This is a genomic window from Achromobacter arsenitoxydans SY8 (assembly GCF_000236785.1).
GTDB classification, from domain to species: domain Bacteria; phylum Pseudomonadota; class Gammaproteobacteria; order Burkholderiales; family Burkholderiaceae_B; genus Achromobacter; species Achromobacter arsenitoxydans.
This window is the reverse complement of sequence record NZ_AGUF01000047.1, coordinates 25,634-41,204: the sequence shown is the minus strand read 5'-3', so window position 1 is coordinate 41,204 and position 15,571 is coordinate 25,634. Positions and strand designations below refer to the sequence as shown.

The window sequence follows — 15,571 nt, the reverse complement described above, 5'->3', positions numbered from 1 at the left end:
TCAACCATCTTTCAATAGACAGTACCTAAGGAGGACCACTCATGGCCCTAGTCTCCATGCGCCAGTTGCTCGACCACGCCGCCGAGCACGGCTACGGCATTCCGGCTTTCAACGTCAACAACCTGGAACAGGTCCAGGCCATCATGGAAGCCGCGGCGGAGACCGACAGCCCGGTGATCATGCAGGCCTCGGCCGGCGCGCGCAAATACGCGGGCGAAGGCTTCCTGAAGTACCTGATCCAGGCCGCCGTTGAGTCCTACCCGCACATCCCCGTGGTCATGCACCAAGACCACGGCCAGTCGCCCAAGGTCTGCCAGGGCGCCATCGACCTGGGCTTCTCCAGCGTCATGATGGACGGCTCGCTCAAGGAAGACGGCAAGACCATCGCCGACTACGACTACAACGTCGAAGTCACCAAGAAGGTCGTGGACATCGCGCACAAGCTGGGCGTGACCGTCGAAGGCGAACTCGGCTGCCTGGGTTCCCTGGAAACCATGGAAGGCGACAAGGAAGACGGCCACGGCGCCGACGGCAAGCTCACCATGGACCAGCTGCTGACCGACCCGGAACAGGCCGCCGACTTCGTGCGCCGCACGCAGCTCGACGCGCTGGCCATCGCCATCGGCACCAGCCACGGCGCCTACAAGTTCACGCGCAAGCCCACCGGCGACATCCTGTCGATCTCCCGCATCAAGGAAATCCACGCCCGCCTGCCCAACACCCACCTGGTGATGCACGGCAGCTCCAGCGTGCCGCAGGAACTGCTGGCCGAAATCCGTGAATTCGGCGGCAACATGAAGGAAACCTACGGCGTGCCCGTCGAGGAAATCCAGGAAGCCATCAAGTACGGCGTGCGCAAGATCAATATCGACACCGATATCCGTCTGGCCATGACCGGCGCCATCCGCCGCTTCTTCGCCGAGAACCCCGAAAAGTTCGACCCGCGCGAATACCTCAAGCCCGCCCGCGCCGCCGCCAAGGCGATCTGTGTCGCTCGCTACACGGAATTCGGCACGGCCGGCAACGCCAGCAAGATCAAGGCGCTGCCGCTGACCGACATCGCCGCGCAATACGCGTCCGGCAAGCTGGCCCAGGTGGTTCAGTAAGCGTCCGACGCCAGTGCCGCGCCAACCGGCGCGGCACGCAAAAAGGGCTGGTCCTTGGGGGCCAGCCCTTTTTATTTGCGCGGCCGGAATCCGGCAGCGCTACTGCGGCGCGTTCCTGGCGAAATGCGGCACCGTGCGGTCTACGTGATGCCATGACGGGGCCGAATCCGTCCACAGGCTGACTTTGGCGTGGAACGCTTCCGGGTCGTCCAGGGACCCCGCGCGCACGACTTCGTAGCCCATGCCTTCCGAGCCGCCGAACAGCGGCGTGCCACAGGCGGCGCAGAAGCTGCGCATGACCGTGTGCCCGGAATCGCCCTGGTAGCGGTGCTCCTTGGGTTGGCCGCGCAGCAGCGTGACCGCGCCGGCCGGGAAGATCAGCGCGTGGGCCGGGGCGCCGCCGCTGGAATACTGGCAGTCCCGGCAATGACAGGTGGCGGCCGTGATGGGCTCGTCGGTCAGGGCGTAGCGGACGGCGCCGCACTGGCAACCGCCTGTCATGTGCACCTGTGCGTCGGCGTGGGGCATGCGCTTGTGGGAAGCATCCTGCATACGACTCTGTCTCCGGGCAGTGGGTCTGCGCCGTGACGCCCGGGGGCGGCCGGCGCGAATAGTGGGTTGGGGAAGAAAGCCTAACCCGGCCCCCGGCCTGCGGCAAGGTGAACTTATTTGCAGTAATCTATGCGCTTTGCAGGGGCCGCCATCCGGCGCCGCTCCCGCACAGTGTCCGATTTCGTTCTACTTCCCGCCCTGGCGCCCGCCCGCGGCGGGAATGTTCATTTTTGCCATAGGCCATTCCCGTGACTTCTGCTTTGCATGAATCCAGCATCAAGTCCTTGCCGCTGCTGGGCCGCGGTAAGGTGCGCGATATGTACGCCGTCGGCGACGACAAGCTGCTGATCGTCGCGTCGGACCGCATCTCCGCCTTCGATGTGATCCTTGACGACCCCATTCCCGGCAAGGGGCAGGTGCTGACCGAGCTGACCGAATTCTGGCTGCAGAAGCTGGCCCACATCCTGCCCAACCACTCCACCGGCGTAAAGCCCGAGGACGTGGTCGCTCCGGACGAAGTGGACCAGGTCCGCGGCCGCGCCGTGGTGGTCAAGCGCCTGAAGCCCATCCTGGTTGAGGCGGTTGCCCGCGGCTACCTGATCGGTTCCGGCTGGAAAGACTACCAGGCCACTGGCGCCGTCTGCGGCATCAAGCTGCCGGCCGGCCTGCAACAGGCAAGCAAGCTGCCCGAGCCCATCTTCACGCCCGCCGCCAAGGCCGAATTCGGCATGCACGACGAAAACGTGGACTTCGCGCACGTGGTCAAGGAAGTCGGCCAGGAAATGGCCGAGCGCATCCGCGACGTGACGCTCAAGCTGTACGCCGAGGCCGCCAGCTTCGCCGCGACCAAGGGCATCATCATTGCCGACACCAAGTTCGAGTTCGGCCTGGACGACAACGGCACGCTGCATCTGATGGATGAAGTCCTGACGCCGGACTCGTCGCGCTTCTGGCCGGCTGACGGCTATCGCGTGGGCATCAGCCCCCCGTCCTTCGACAAGCAGTTCGTGCGCGACTGGCTCGAGACCCAGACCTGGGACAAGACGCCGCCCGCGCCGCGCCTGCCCCAGGACGTGCTGGAAAAGACGGCCGCCAAGTACCGCGAAGCGCTGGACCGCCTGATCGCCTGACCGGCTACGCATGAAAAGCCCGCTCGTTATCGAGCGGGTTTTTTTTGTCCCAAAGACGCCTGGACGAGGGGAAACCCGAAGAATTTGATTGTAATTATTTCCGATTGTTACGCTATACTCGTCCGCTGCGATTTCGGGACCGCCTTGGAGAGAGGAGCGCCGCATGGTAATGATGTTGCCTTTCGTGACTGCATTGGCCGCCACATGGTTCGGGATGCTGGGCAGGCGCCGGCCATGCGTGACGTTCTGGCTGCTCACCCTGGCGCTCTTTGCCGCGTGGTGCCAGTACCACATGACCAGTCCGCTGGCCCTCTCCCTGTAAAGCGCGGGCCATGATCTTTTCCCGCAATCCCGCGCGCGGCTCGCGCATCCTGAATGGCCTGGCGCTGCTGGGCATCACCGCAATCCTCTGCATGGCGTTTGTCTGGCAGTTCGTTTACGACGAGCTGCCTTGCCCCTTGTGCCTGCTGCAGCGCGCGGCGCTCATGCTTGCCGGCGTGGGGTTCCTGCTGAACATGCGGCTGGGGCCGTCGCCGATGCACTATGCGATGAGCATCGCGGCCTCGCTCGGCGGCATGGCGGCGTCGGGCCGGCAGGTGCTGCTGCACATCGCGCCGGGCGATCCGGGCTACGGCACGCCGTTCCTGGGCCTGCATTTCTATACCTGGGCCTTCATCGCCTTTTCGGCCATCATCGCGTTCTGCGCCCTGATGCTGTCCGCCGACCGCAAATGGGGCGACAGCATGCTGAAAAAACCCATGTCGGCGCTGGGCGTCGTGGTCATGGCCCTGTTTTTCATCGCCGTGCTGGCCAATGCCGGCAGCACCACGCTGCAATGCGGTTTCGGGCCCTGCCCGGACGACCCGGCTGGCTATCTTTGGCTGGGATCCGCGGCCGCGCCCTAGCGGCCGGTCCGCGCCGGGTAAAATAGCGGGTTTCGCGGCAAGGTTCCGCGGTTCCCCGACATTTCGCGGCGCAGGCGCCGCGGTCTCAACTCTTAGACACCGGCTATGACAGACCAGACTTCCGCAGCGGCGCAAGCCTCCCCCGTGGTGGGCGTGATTATGGGATCTTCCAGCGATTGGGAGGTCATGAAGCACGCGGTGGCCATGCTGGAGGAATTCGGCGTGACCCATGAGGCGCGCGTGATTTCCGCGCACCGCATGCCGCAGGACATGGCCGAATACGGCGCCGCCGCGCACGCCCGCGGCCTGCGCGGCATCATCGCCGGCGCCGGCGGCGCCGCGCACCTGCCGGGGATGATGGCCGCCCTGACCGAAGTGCCGGTGTTCGGCGTGCCGGTCCCGTCCAAATACCTGCGCGGCGAAGATTCGCTGCTGTCCATTGTGCAGATGCCCAAGGGCGTGCCCGTGGCCACTTTCGCCATCGGCGAGGCCGGCGCGGCCAACGCCGCCCTGCACGTGATCGCCACCCTTGCCGGCACCGACGCCGGCCTGCACAAGAAGCTGCTGGCCTTCCGCGCCCGCCAGACGCAGGCCGCGCGCGACATGAAGGTTCCGCCCGAGGCTTGATGCGAATGACACAATCGAATGCTTTCATGATTGCACCCGGCGGCTGGCTGGGCATGCTGGGCGGCGGTCAACTGGGCCGCATGTTCTGTCACGCGGCGCAAAGCCTGGGCTACAAGGTCGCGGTGCTGGACCCGGCCGCGGAGTGCCCGGCGGGCATGGTCGCGGACCTGCACATCCAGGCCGCCTACGACGACGAAGCCGGGCTGGCCCGGCTGGCCCAGACTTGCCAGGCCGTCACCACCGAATTCGAAAACGTGCCGGCCGACAGCCTGCGCACGCTGGCTACGCGCTGCCGCGTCAGCCCGGCCGGCGACGCCGTGGCCATCGTGCAGGACCGTATCGCCGAAAAGACCTTCATCGCTGCGCAAGGCATTCCGGTTGCGCCGCACGCCGCCATCCGCAGCGAAGCCGATCTGGTCGCCGCGGCTGACGCGCTGTTTCCGGGCATCCTGAAAGTCGCCCGGCTGGGCTACGACGGCAAGGGCCAGGCCCGCATCGACACGCGCGAAGAAGCGCTGGCCGCCTTTGCGGAATTCGGCGGCGTGGCCTGCGTGCTGGAAGCGCTGATGCCGCTGGACTACGAAATCTCCGTGGTGCTGGCGCGCGGCTTTGACGGCGCCAGCGTGGTGTTCCCCGTGGCGCGCAACGTGCATCGCGACGGCATCCTGGCCGTGTCCACCGCCGCGCCCGTGCAGGACGCGGCCCACGCCGAACGCCAGGCGCGCGCCACCGAGGCGGCGCAGGCCATCGCGCAGGGCCTGGGCTACCACGGCGTGTTGTGCGTGGAATTCTTCGTGCTCAAGGACGGCAGCCTCATCGTCAACGAAATCGCGCCGCGTCCGCACAACAGCGGGCACTACACGATGGACGCGTGCGTCACCAGCCAGTTCGAGCAGCAGGCGCGCGCCATGGCCGGCCTGCCGCTGGGCGGCACCGACCTGCTGGCGCCCGCCGTGATGCTGAACATCCTGGGCGACATCTGGTACGCGTCCGATACCGACACCGCGCAGCGCGAGCCCGACTGGGCGGCCGCGCTGGCCGTGCCGTCGGCCAAGCTGCACCTGTACGGCAAGCGCGAGGCGCGCCGCGGCCGCAAGATGGGCCACATCACCATCGTGGCGGCCACGCTACAGCAGGCCCGCCTGGACGCCGCCCGCGTGGCGGCGGCGCTGGGCATGCAGGCGCCCGAATAAGCCCGGCGATCCGATGACCCAGTCCCCTCCCGAATCCGCCGGCGCCGCGGATATCGCCCACGCCGCCCAGCGCATGCTGGACGGCGAGCTGGCCGCCTTTCCCACCGAAACCGTCTACGGATTGGGCGCGGACGCGGAAAACCCGCAGGCGGTCGCCAAGATCTATGCGGCCAAGGGCCGGCCTTCGAACCATCCGGTCATCGTGCACATCGCCCCGCAGGGCGACGTTTCGTACTGGGCGGCGGACGTGCCGCCCGAGGCGCGCCTGTTGATCGACGCCTTCTGGCCCGGTCCCCTGACGCTGATCCTGAAGCGCGCGCCGCACATCGTCGACGCGGTCAGCGGCGGCCAGGACAGCATCGGCATCCGCTGCCCGTCGCATCCGGTGGCCCAGGCGCTGCTGGCGGCGTTCGCGGCCGGCAAGCCGAACGGGCAGGGCGGCGTGGCGGCGCCGTCGGCCAACAAGTTCGGCCAGGTGTCACCCACGCGCGCCGAACACGTCCGCAGCGAGTTTCCCGACGAAGTCGCGGCCGGCATGCCGGTGCTGGAAGGCGGCGCGTCGGAAGTGGGCATCGAATCCACCATCCTCGACCTGTCGCGCCTGGACCGCGGCGCGGGCCCCGTGCTGCTGCGTCCCGGCCACGTCAGCGCCGCGCAGATCGAAGCCGTGCTGGGCGTGCAGGTGTTCGCGCCCGATGCCGCGGCGCCGCGCGCCTCGGGCACGCTGAAGGCGCACTACGCGCCGCGCACGCCGCTGGAACTGGCCAGCGACGAACGCATGCAGGACGTGCTGGAAGGCCGCAATCTGCCCGCGGGCAAGGTGGTGGTCGTTGCGTATGGCCCGAAGCCATCCACGGCCGACGCCCGTGTCCAATGGCAGCCGGTGCCGGCGGATCCGGCGCGCTATGCACAGGCGCTGTATGGCCTGCTGCGCGACCTGGACGGGCAGGGCTATGCGCGCATCATCGTGCAGGCGCCGCCGGCCACCGACGACTGGCACGCCGTCAACGACCGCATCGGCCGGGCCGCCGCGGCGTTCACGCTGGACACCACCGGCCTTTAGTTGCTGGCCTGGCCGCTCAGGCGGCCAGGAATTCCCCGATGCGTTCCACCGCCTGCCGCAGGGGCGGCAGGAATTCGTCCTTCAGCCGGTCGAGCGGCACGCGCGCGGCTTTCACGCTGACGTTGACCGCCCCGCAGGCCTTGCCGCTGGCCGAACGCACGGCCACGGAAATGGCGCGCACATTCAATTCCAGTTCCTGGTCGACCACCGCGTAGCCCTGCTCGCGGATGCGCAGCAGTTCGGCGCGCAGTTTCGCTTCGGTGGTCAGCGTGAATTCGGTGTAGGGCTGCAGGTCGGTCGCCGCGAAGTACCGCGCCAGCGCGGGTTCGGGCAATTCCGCCAGCAGCACGCGCCCGATGGACGTGCAATACGCTGGCAGCCTGCTGCCCAGGCCCATCGACGTGGCCAGCAGGCGGTTCACTTCGGAACGCGCCAGGTACAGCATTTCGTGGCCTTCCATGATGGCGAGCGCGCAGGTTTCGTTCACCGTTGCGCTGAGTTCCTCCAGCACCGGCTGGGCCAGCGAGACAAAAGGCGTCGACGAAAAATACGCATAGCCCAGACCCAGGATGCGCGGCGTCAGGACATAGAGCCGGCCGTGCTGCTCGGCCATGCCCAGCAGGATCAGCGTATGCAGGCAGCGCTGCACGACCGCGCGGGGCAGGCCGGCGCGACGGCTCAGTTCGGCGGCGGTTTGCGGATGGCGGCGCGTGCCGAAGGCGCGGATGACGTGCAGGCCGCGCGCCAGCGTCAGCATGTAGTCCGGATCGCCGCGCAGTTGGTCGGGATGGTCTTCCGCCGTGGGCGGCGCGGCGTAGCCGGGAGGAGGCAGGTTGGGCAGCATCAGCCTGCGCGCAAGGGCGCGCCGGTGCGGGCCTGCAGGTCGGGGAGCGTCATGCCGTCGATCATATCCCGAACAACCAGCCCGTCCGGCGTGACCTCGATGACGGCCAGGTCGGTGTAGATGCGATCGACCACGCCGGCGCCAGTCAGCGGGTAGGTGCAGCGCTCGACGATCTTGGGATCGCCGTTCTTGCTGTTGTGCTCCATCATGATGAACACGCTGCGCGCGCCCACCGCCAGGTCCATCGCGCCGCCCACGGCCGGCGCTTCGCCGGGCTTGTTGAGCGACCAGTTGGCCAGGTCGCCATTGGCGGCGACCTGCATGCCGCCCATGACGCAGATGTCCAGGTGGCCGCCGCGCATCATCGCGAACGAATCGGCGTGATGGAAGTACGAGCCGCCGGTAAGCAGCGTCACCGGCTGCTTGCCGGCGTTGATGAGGTCCAGGTTGATGTCGGCCTCGGCGGGCGGCGGGCCCATGCCGAGAATGCCGTTTTCGCTGTGCAGCACGATCTCGCGGTCCGCGGGAAGATGGGCCGCCACCAGCACCGGCATGCCGATGCCCAGGTTCACGTAGCTGCCGTCGGGGATGTCCAGGGCCAGGCGGCGCGCCATGGCCTCGCGGGTCAGGGGACGAATCATTGAGCGGTTCCTAGCTGGAGAAGGCGGCGTCGGCGACTTGCGTGACGCGCTTGACGAAGATGCCGGGCGTGACCACGGCTTCGGGCGGCAGTTCGCCCAGCGCGGCCTTGGCGCGCACCTGCACAATGGTGGTCCTGGCGGCCATGCACATGATGGGGCCGAAGTTGCGCGCGCTCATGTTGTAGGTCAGGTTGCCCCAGCGATCGCCACGGTCCGCTTTGACCAGCGCGAAGTCGCCATGCAGGGGCTCTTCGAATACGTGGCCGCGCCCGCCGATCATGCGGGTTTCCTTGCCGCGCGCCAGGTCGGTGCCGTAGGCGGTGGGCGTGTAGAAGCCGCCCAGCCCCGCGCCAGCCGCGCGCAGCCGTTCGGCTATCGTCCCTTGCGGCACGCATTCGAGCTCGATGCGGCCCTGGCGGTAGAGGTCGTCGAAGACCCAGGAATGCGAGGCCTTGGGAAACGAGCAGATGACCTTGCGCACGCGCCCGGCCTTGATCAGGGCCGCCAGGCCGGTTTCGCGGTTGCCCGCGTTGTTGCTGACCACGGTCAGTTCGCGCGCGCCCTGGTCGATCAGCGCATGGATCAGTTCGGTGGGCATGCCTGCGCCGCCGAATCCGCTGATCAGCACCGTGGCGCCGTCGTGGATGTCCGAGACCGCGGCCGCGGGGGTGTCGATGAACTTGTCGATCATGGGAACTCCGTCGGGGAGCGGGCGCCAGCCGGCGCCCGCCAGCGTTCAATTCACGGTGATGTTCGCCTGCTTGATGATCTCGGCGTAGCGCGCCGAGTCCTTCTTCATCAGGTCGGCGAACTGGGCCGGCGTGCCGCCCACGGGCAGGAAGCCCGCGTCCACGAATTTCTGCCTGACGTCCGGTTCCTTGACGATTTCGCTGATCTCGCGCGCCATGCGTTCAATGATCGGCTTGGGCGTATTGGCCGGCGCCATCAACCCGGCCCAGGATCCCGTCACAAAGCCCGGCAGGCCGGCTTCTTCCATGGTGGGGATGTTCGGCTCGGTGGGCCAGCGTTCCTTGCCGGTGAACGCCAGCGCCTTCAGGCGGTTCTGCTTCACGTACTGCATCGGCACCAGGATGGGATCGAAAACCATGGACACGCGGTTGCCCAGCAGATCGGTGAGGATCGGCGCGCTGCCTTTGTAGGCCACATGCGTCATCGTGATCTTGCTCTGCAGCGCGAAGTCGGCGCCCGTCAGGTGCGCGCTGGACCCGTTGCCGCTGGACGCGTAGGTCAGCTTGTCCGGGTTCTTGCGGGCATACGCCACCAGGTCCGCCACGGTCGTGACGGGCAGCTCTTCGGAAACGAACAGGAACAGGGGCAAGTCCGCCATCTGCACCACCGGCGTCAGGTCGGCCGGCGTGTAGCCCAGCTTGTACAGGTGGAAGTTGATGATGTAGGCGGGCAGCATCGACAGAAAGGTATAGCCGTCGGGCTCCGCCTTGGCTGCGATGGCCGAACCCAGGCTGCTGTTGGCGCCCGGCCGGTTCTCGACGACGATGGTTTGCTTGAGGCGGGGGCCGAGCTTTTCCATCACGATGCGGGTGACGATGTCGGTGGAGCCGCCCGGCGTGTACGGAACGATGATCTTGATGGGTTTGCTGGGCCAGTCATCCGCCGCGTGGGCGGGCGCCAGGGCCATTCCCGCGGACGCGACGGCGGCGTACAGCAGGGTCCTGAGGGCGTGGCGGCGTCCAGCTGCCGCCGAGCGATGGGGCTGCGATTTGCATGCTTGTGCCATGGACTTGTCTCCTCCATGAGTCGGCCGAATGTCGATGCGCGCCCGGGTTTTTTTGTGGCGCGCCCGGCTATTTAAAGGGGCTGCGGCTTTGCTGCCTATCGGACAAAGACGCAAAAAAAGTATGGCACGCAGGGGCGGGCAGGGCGGGTCGCAGCGGGGCGATAAAGTTCGATCACCGGACAACGGGCGCGACGCCGCGGCGCGCGATCCGGTTCGGGTTTTCACTAGGAAAGGGCGCGTTGTTCACGCTGTGGACATGGCTTAATCTGGCGGCCGGACCAGTAAGGCGGGTCCTGGTTTCAGCCGCTGCCGGCTACAAGCTGCTTGCGGCCCTCTATCTCAGGAGATGCAAAATGAAGCGGACTTTGATGGTTGCGGCCGGCGCGCTCGCGCTGGCCTGCGCGTCCCAGGCGGCGGTGGCCGGTCCCACGCTGGATGCGGTGAAGAAAAAGGGCTTCGTGCAATGCGGCCTGACCGACGGCGTCTCCGGTTTCTCCGCCACAAATAGCAAGGGCGAATGGGAGGGCATGGATGTCGACATCTGCCGCGCCGTCGCCGCGGCCGTGTTCGGCGACCCCACCAAATTCAAGGGCACCGCGCTGTCCACGCAGCAACGCTTCACCGCGCTGCAATCGGGCGAAGTCGACGTGCTGCTGCGCACCGTGACGCTGACCCAGACGCGCGATACCTCGCTGGGCCTGGCGGCGGTCGCGGCCAGCTTCTACGACGGCCAGGGCATCCTGGTGAGCAAGAAGCTGGGCGTCAAGAGCGCCAAGGAACTCAACGGCGCCACGGTCTGCGTGCAGCCGGGCACCACCACCGAACTGAACCTGGCCGACTGGTTCCGCGCGAACAACATTGAATTCAAGCCCGTCGTGATCGACAAGGTGACCGAGGTCGTGCGCGCCTTCGAATCCGGCCGTTGCGACGCCTTCACCGACGACGCCTCGCAACTGGCCGCCGTGCGCGCCACGCAGGTCGCCAACGCCGACGACTACGAGATCCTGCCCGAGCGTTTCTCCAAGGAGCCGCTGGGCCCCATGGTCCGCCAGGGCGACGAGAACTGGCTGGGCATCGTCCGCTGGACCCTGTTCGCGCTGATGGAAGCCGAGGAGTACGGCATCACGCAAAAGAACGTGGACGAAATGCTCAAAAGCAAGAACCCGAACATCCTGCGCATCCTGGGCGTGACGCCCGGCGCGGGCAAGAACATGGGCGTGGACGAAAAGTGGGCCTACAACGCCATCAAGGCGGTGGGCAACTACAGCGAAGTGTTCGAACGCAACGTCGGCAAGGACAGCAAGCTGGGCCTGCAGCGCGGCACGAATGCGCTGTGGAACCAGGGCGGCGCCATGTATCCGTGGCCGATCCGCTGACGCCCGGGCGCCGGCGGCGGGGCCGGGCAAGCGTTGTTCCGGTTCCGCAGCGGTCCGCAAAGCCTCCTTCCGGGAGGCTTTTTTCATGGGGCGGCGGACAGGCGCGGGGAGGGCGGGTTCCAGGAGCCTGACGGCGCCCGGGACGCATAACAGGGACACCTGATATAGAATGAGAGCGATTCCTATTTGTATCGAATAAGTCCAGTCGCCGCGCCTCCATGCTTCCGCCTTCCACGCTTATCCCGGACCGGGACCTGCTGACCCGCATCTACGCCGAGGACAGGCCTTGGCTGCTCGGGCGGCTCTACACCCGCCTGCGCAATGTCGAGGACGCGGAAGATGTCGCCGGCGATACGTTCGTGCAGTTGATCCAGACGCCCAGGCTTGCGTCGGTGCGCGAGCCGCGCGCCCTCATCATCACCATCGCCAAGCGGCTGGTCTGGAAGCTGTGGCGCCGCCGCGAACTGGAAGCCGCATGGCTTGAGAGCCTGTTCGACAAGGGCGAGCAGTTGGCCCCGTCGCCGCAGGAACAGCTGGTCATCCTCCAGACGCTGCAGCAGGTGGACCAGATGCTCGACGGCCTGTCTGCGAAGGCGCGCGCGGCCTTCCTGTATAGCCAGCTGGACGGCCTGACGCACAAGGAGATCGCCGCCGCGTTGGGCGTGTCGGTGAGCATGGTGCGGCAGTACATCGCGCAGGCGCTGCAGCGCTGCTATGCGCTGGCGGACGCGCCATGAGCCGCGAGCAGGCAGGCACCGACGCGGGCGACCGCGCGATCGGTTTTTGGCTGACGCTGACGTCAGGCGAGGCGACGGACGCCGACCACCGCGCATGCGCGGCATGGCGCGCGGCCGACCCGGCGCACGAACGCGCGTGGACCCGGCTGCAGCAGGGGCTGACCCAGTCGGTCGGGCGGCTGGAAACGGTGATGAAGAACGAACACCATGCCCTGCGCCGCACCCTGGTTCGGCCGGCGCGGCGCCGGGTGATGCTCAATGCGGCGGGCCTGGTTGGCGTGGCGGCGGCCGGCGGCTGGATGGCGAACCGGGTATCGCCGCTGGGCAACCTGACCGCCGACCTGGGCACCGCCACCGGCGAGCGCCGCCAGTACACGCTGCCGGACGGCAGCCTGCTCACGCTGGATGCCCGCAGCCGGGTGGACCTGGCCTTCACGGCCGACGCCCGCGGCGTGCGCCTGCTTGAAGGCGCGCTGGTCGTCCAGCCGCGGGCCGGACTTCAGGCGCTGTTCGCCGTGCATACGCCGCATGGCCGGGTCTGCAGCGCGGGCGCCGGCTGCATGGTCAGGCTGGAACCGCAGGCCAGCCTGGCGGTCGCGCTTCAGAGCAGCATCGACATCCTTCCACGCGACGCGGGCGGCGTCACGCTGGCGGCGGGCGAAGGCGCCAGCTTTGGCGAGGGCTGGGCGGACCGGCCCAGCAGGGATATGGAAGACGCCGCCTCGTGGCGGGAAGGATGGCTCAAGGCGCGCGACCAGCCCCTGGGCGAAATCGCCGCGGCGCTGGGCCGCTACCGTACGGGCCTGCTGCGCGTGAGCCCGGAGGCGGCCCGTCTTGCGGTGTCGGGCCTGTACCCGCTGGACGACACCGACCGCGCGCTGAGCGCGCTGGAGCACACGCTGCCGATCAGCGTCAGCCGCTACACGCGCTGGCTGACGCTGATCGACGTACGCCCGGCATGACCGGTTTTTTCATTTTTTTTCGCATGGGGACTGTCACTTTTCCGATCTCGCGGCACATGTCTACATATCGCTGTGCGCAACGTATCGGAGATCTTCATGCGCGTTTTGCCCGTTCCCCATGTCCTGAGTGTCGCCGTGGTCCTGGCGGCATCCAGCCTTGGCACGCCCGTCCAAGCCCAGCCGCGGGCGCCTATCGCGTTCGACCTGCCCGCCGGCAGCCTGGATGCCACGCTGACCGAGATTGCACGGCTTACAAAGACCGTGGTGTCCTACGATCCGCAGCTCGTGCGCGGCCTGAATGCCCCTGCCGTGCAAGGCGTCTACACGACGGATGGGGCGTTGCGCGCCGCGTTGGCGGGAAGCGGCCTGGAGTCTGCGCGGACCTCGGACGGCACGCTGACCTTGCGGCGCGCGCCGGGCGCCCAGACGACGACGCTTGCGCCGGTCACCGTGTCCGGCCTCTTGCCGCCCGTGGATACCAGCGGCACCTACGCAGTGCGGGTGACGAACAGCGCCACGCGCCTGAACCTGTCGCAGCGTGAGACGCCGCAGTCGGTCACGGTGGTGACCCGCCAGCGCATGGACGACCAGTCGATGCGGAACCTGGACGATGTGATGCAGGCGACCACCGGCATATCGGTGGTGCAGAGTGGTTCGGAGCGTTCGACGTATCAGGCGCGTGGCCAGCAGATCGACAACCTGCAGATCGACGGCGTGCCGGTCAACATCAACAATCCGTATTCGTTCGACGCCATCAACAAGCCCACGACCGAGATCTATGACCGGATCGAGGTGGTGCGCGGCGCCACGGGTTTGCTGGAAGGCGCGGGCAATCCGGCGGCCTCCATCAACATGGTGCGCAAGCGGCCCGGCTACGAGACGACGGGGGTCATGACGCTGTCGGCGGGCTCGTGGGACGACTATCGCACGATGCTCGACGTGTCGTCGCCCCTGAACGAGGCGAAAACGCTGCGCGGGCGCGCCGTAACGGCCTACACCAACTCGGGCGGGTTCCAGCAACAGGCGGGCAAGGAGAACACGCTCTTCTACGGCATCCTGGAGGCCGACATCACGCCCGCCACCACGGTGACGGCGGGTCTCAGCTACCAGAAGGACCGCAACCAGGGCTACGACTGGTCCGGGCTGCCGACGCGGGCCGACGGCTCGTTCTACCCGATGTCGCGCAAGACGGCCCTGGTCGGCGACTGGAACTACGTGAACAAGCGCAACACCAATCTGTTTGCCGACATCAAGCACGAATTCGACAACGGCTGGAAGGTCACGCTGGCAGGGACCTGGCTGTCCGCCAAGTCGGACTTCCTGGGCAATTACACGCAGCGCTCCACCGGCGACCTCTTCACGCTGAACCCGCGTCTCTTCCATTTCAACGATACGCAGTGGGGACTGGACGCCTACGCGTCCGGCCCGTTCCAGCTGCTGGGCCGCCAGCATGAGCTGGTGGTGGGCGCCTCCACGCGCAAGGACGACTTCGACTATCACGGCGGGCGCGACGCCAGCTATCGCTATCTGGTCGACATGAACAACCTGGGCGCCTTCAATCCGCCAGCGCCGACCGGGCTGGACGTGGACATGTGGCAGTACAACATTACGCAAAAGCAGCAGGGCATCTACACCGCCGGCCGCTTCAGCCTGACTGACAGCACGACCTTTCTGCTGGGCGCGCGCATGAGCTGGTTCGAATACGACCGCTTTGCGCAGACCACCGTGCGCACGGAAAGCCGCTATGAGCAGCGCGGCAAGGTCACGCCCTATGCGGGCGTGGTGCAGGATCTGAATGAAAATCTGTCGGCCTACGCCAGCTATACCGAAATCTTCAAGCCGCAGGAGAACATTGGCGTCGACGGCGGCGTGCTGCCGCCGATGACAGGGCAGAACTACGAGATCGGCCTGAAGGGCGAGTTCATGGACCGCCGGGTGAACACCGCGCTGGCGCTGTTCCAGACGGACCAGAAGGGCCGGGCCGACCGGATCTACGACATCGACCTGTGCCCGCCGGGCGTCCTTTCCTGCTACCGCGCCGCCGAGAAGGTGCGCAGCCGCGGCGTGGACTTCGAAATCAACGGCGCCATCACGCCGGCCTGGAACGTCAGCCTGGGCTATACCTACACGCAATCCAAATACGCGCAGGGGCCGCAGGCCGGCCAGACGTTCGCCAGCACCTTTCCGCGCCATCTGCTGAAGGTGTCCACGGACTACCGCCTGCCGAACCAATGGAACAAGCTGCGCGTGGGCGGCTCGGTCTATGCGCAGAGCGGCATCTACAACGACGGCAGCTCGGGCGGGGTCGACTACAAGATCTCGCAGGGCGCTTACACCCTGGTCGGCCTGCACGCGGTCTACGACGTCAACAAGAACCTGGCGGTGCAGTTCAATGTGGACAACCTCTTCGACCGGCACTACTACCAGTCGGTGGGCAATACCGACTACTTCAATTACTTCGGCGCGCCGCGCTCCTTCCGCCTGGCGCTGCGCGCCACGTTCTGACCGGCGAGAGAGCCCCGGGGCGGCAGGTTCGCTCCCGGGCGGCGCCCTGATTTGTTCCGGCAGACGGAACCCCAGGGGGAATGGTTCCATGCGCGCAAGCTGAAATGGCTCTATCCCGTTTCCTCCAGGCTCCCTATCATGTCCGTCAGGCGGGACGCGCATGCGTCCCTCACT

16 protein-coding genes are annotated in these 15,571 nt (G+C 67.1%); 11 read left to right on the top strand and 5 right to left on the bottom strand.

Annotated features, from left to right (window positions below; translation table 11 throughout):
• Nucleotides 1–41: 41 nt before the first annotated feature.
• A complete protein-coding gene (gene fba / locus KYC_RS12990) occupies nt 42–1,106 on the top strand; it encodes a class II fructose-bisphosphate aldolase (RefSeq protein WP_008162845.1) in 1,065 nt (354 codons plus the stop codon).
• A 99-nt stretch (nt 1,107–1,205) separates the two neighbouring features.
• Here fba and KYC_RS12985 read toward each other — a convergent pair whose 3' ends face one another.
• Complete coding sequence (locus tag KYC_RS12985; RefSeq protein WP_008162843.1) at nt 1,206–1,658, bottom strand: GFA family protein; 453 nt, start codon at nt 1,656–1,658, stop codon at nt 1,206–1,208.
• 248 nt (nt 1,659–1,906) lie between these two features.
• Here KYC_RS12985 and KYC_RS12980 point away from each other — a divergent pair, with 248 nt between their 5' ends.
• The 6 genes from KYC_RS12980 (at nt 1,907) to KYC_RS12955 (ending at nt 6,576) form a co-directional block, all read left to right on the top strand.
• Nucleotides 1,907–2,788: a phosphoribosylaminoimidazolesuccinocarboxamide synthase gene (locus tag KYC_RS12980; protein WP_008162841.1), complete on the top strand. Its 882-nt coding sequence runs from the start codon at nt 1,907–1,909 to the stop codon at nt 2,786–2,788.
• Nucleotides 2,789–2,951: 163 nt separating this feature from the next.
• Nucleotides 2,952–3,110 (top strand): DUF5993 family protein, encoded by a 159-nt coding sequence (locus KYC_RS29645; protein ID WP_008162839.1) that lies wholly within the window; start codon nt 2,952–2,954, stop codon nt 3,108–3,110.
• Nucleotides 3,111–3,120: 10 nt separating this feature from the next.
• Nucleotides 3,121–3,693 carry a disulfide bond formation protein B gene (locus KYC_RS12970; RefSeq protein WP_008162836.1) on the top strand — a complete coding sequence of 191 codons (573 nt, stop codon included), beginning with the start codon at nt 3,121–3,123 and terminating at the stop codon, nt 3,691–3,693.
• A gap of 105 nt (nt 3,694–3,798) precedes the next feature.
• Nucleotides 3,799–4,320: a 5-(carboxyamino)imidazole ribonucleotide mutase gene (gene purE / locus KYC_RS12965; RefSeq protein ID WP_008162835.1), complete on the top strand. Its 522-nt coding sequence runs from the start codon at nt 3,799–3,801 to the stop codon at nt 4,318–4,320.
• Between the two features lie 5 nt (nt 4,321–4,325).
• Nucleotides 4,326–5,513, top strand: coding sequence for a 5-(carboxyamino)imidazole ribonucleotide synthase (locus KYC_RS12960; RefSeq protein WP_043518319.1), 1,188 nt, complete (start codon nt 4,326–4,328; stop codon nt 5,511–5,513).
• A gap of 13 nt (nt 5,514–5,526) precedes the next feature.
• Nucleotides 5,527–6,576, top strand: a complete 1,050-nt coding sequence (locus tag KYC_RS12955) for an L-threonylcarbamoyladenylate synthase (protein ID WP_008162831.1) — start codon at nt 5,527–5,529, stop codon at nt 6,574–6,576.
• A gap of 16 nt (nt 6,577–6,592) precedes the next feature.
• Here KYC_RS12955 and KYC_RS12950 read toward each other — a convergent pair whose 3' ends face one another.
• Genes KYC_RS12950 through KYC_RS12935 form a run of 4 tightly spaced genes read right to left on the bottom strand, consistent with a single transcriptional unit; the run spans nt 6,593 to nt 9,817 of the window.
• Complete coding sequence (locus KYC_RS12950) at nt 6,593–7,420, bottom strand: IclR family transcriptional regulator domain-containing protein (RefSeq protein WP_008162830.1); 828 nt, start codon at nt 7,418–7,420, stop codon at nt 6,593–6,595.
• Nucleotides 7,420–8,061 carry a 3-oxoacid CoA-transferase subunit B gene (locus KYC_RS12945; protein WP_008162828.1) on the bottom strand — a complete coding sequence of 214 codons (642 nt, stop codon included), beginning with the start codon at nt 8,059–8,061 and terminating at the stop codon, nt 7,420–7,422. The genes KYC_RS12950 and KYC_RS12945 overlap by 1 nt, the downstream gene beginning before the upstream one ends.
• Nucleotides 8,062–8,071: 10 nt before the next feature.
• On the bottom strand, nt 8,072–8,752 hold the full coding sequence (locus KYC_RS12940; RefSeq protein ID WP_008162825.1) for a 3-oxoacid CoA-transferase subunit A: 681 nt from the start codon (nt 8,750–8,752) through the stop codon (nt 8,072–8,074).
• Nucleotides 8,753–8,797: 45 nt separating this feature from the next.
• Nucleotides 8,798–9,817 (bottom strand): Bug family tripartite tricarboxylate transporter substrate binding protein, encoded by a 1,020-nt coding sequence (locus KYC_RS12935; protein ID WP_008162822.1) that lies wholly within the window; start codon nt 9,815–9,817, stop codon nt 8,798–8,800.
• 353 nt (nt 9,818–10,170) lie between these two features.
• On the opposite strand from KYC_RS12935, the gene KYC_RS12930 reads away from it, so the two are divergent.
• From KYC_RS12930 to KYC_RS12915, 4 genes are all read left to right on the top strand, one after another.
• Entirely contained in the window at nt 10,171–11,193 is a 1,023-nt protein-coding gene (locus KYC_RS12930; protein WP_008162820.1) for an amino acid ABC transporter substrate-binding protein, read from the top strand.
• Nucleotides 11,194–11,411: 218 nt separating this feature from the next.
• The gene (locus tag KYC_RS12925; protein ID WP_008162819.1) at nt 11,412–11,930 is read left to right on the top strand and encodes a sigma-70 family RNA polymerase sigma factor; all 519 of its coding nucleotides are present in this window, start codon (nt 11,412–11,414) and stop codon (nt 11,928–11,930) included.
• Nucleotides 11,927–12,892 (top strand): DUF4880 domain-containing protein, encoded by a 966-nt coding sequence (locus tag KYC_RS12920; RefSeq protein ID WP_008162817.1) that lies wholly within the window; start codon nt 11,927–11,929, stop codon nt 12,890–12,892. The genes KYC_RS12925 and KYC_RS12920 overlap by 4 nt, the downstream gene beginning before the upstream one ends.
• Before the next feature lie 96 nt (nt 12,893–12,988).
• The gene (locus KYC_RS12915; protein WP_008162815.1) at nt 12,989–15,397 is read left to right on the top strand and encodes a TonB-dependent siderophore receptor; all 2,409 of its coding nucleotides are present in this window, start codon (nt 12,989–12,991) and stop codon (nt 15,395–15,397) included.
• Nucleotides 15,398–15,571 lie beyond the last annotated feature (174 nt).